Source organism: Kitasatospora sp. NRRL B-11411 (assembly GCF_000721345.1).
GTDB lineage: Bacteria > Actinomycetota > Actinomycetes > Streptomycetales > Streptomycetaceae > Kitasatospora > Kitasatospora cineracea.
The window spans coordinates 1-659 of sequence record NZ_JOGH01000301.1 but is presented as its reverse complement, the minus strand read 5'-3'; the positions used below and the strand labels follow the sequence as shown (position 1 = coordinate 659).

General features: G+C 68.6%; 1 protein-coding gene. It reads right to left on the bottom strand.

Annotated features, from left to right (window positions below; translation table 11 throughout):
* Positions 1 to 659: hypothetical protein (locus tag IH44_RS42190; RefSeq protein WP_035958645.1), on the bottom strand; the 659-nt coding region annotated here is incomplete at both ends.

The following is a 659-nucleotide window of genomic DNA, read 5'->3' as shown; positions in this document are numbered from 1 at the left end:
CCGGTGATGCTGGCGGCGTAGTGGTTGCCGTAGACGCCGGTCAGCGGGATGGCGCCGGCGGTCTGCCAGGAACCGCTGGTGTGGCGGATGGTGTGCAGGATCCGGTTGTCGTTGGTCACGAAGGTCAGCTGCAGCTCACTGTCCACCGACGCCGCGCTCACACCCGTCGCCGTGAACGAACCGATCGAGCTCGACAGGTCGGTGAGCGCCATCCAACTGCCGTTCGCCAGCCGGGCACCGTGGTACTGCTTGCCGCCGTTCGCGGCCGTCACCACGATCTGCATGTCCGTACCCGTGCCGGCCATCGCCACATCACTGGCCACACCCACGTTCCCCGCCACCGTGTAGACATCACCCCACGCACTCCAGTTCCCCGACACGTCGCGGATGCTGTGCACCACCCGACCGTCCACCACCGCGGCCACCTGCAACTGACCCCCCACCGAAGCCGCAGCCGCGCTGGTCACCGCACCACCCAGCGCACCCGCACCCGTGCTCACGTCCGCGAACGGCATCCACGTCCCGTCCGCCAACCGAGCGGTGTGGAACAACTTCCCACCCGCCACCGCCAGCACGTGCAGGTCACCACCCACCGACACCGCCGACACCTTCGTCACCGCACCCGACAACGCACCCGCCTGCGCGTTCACGTCACCGAA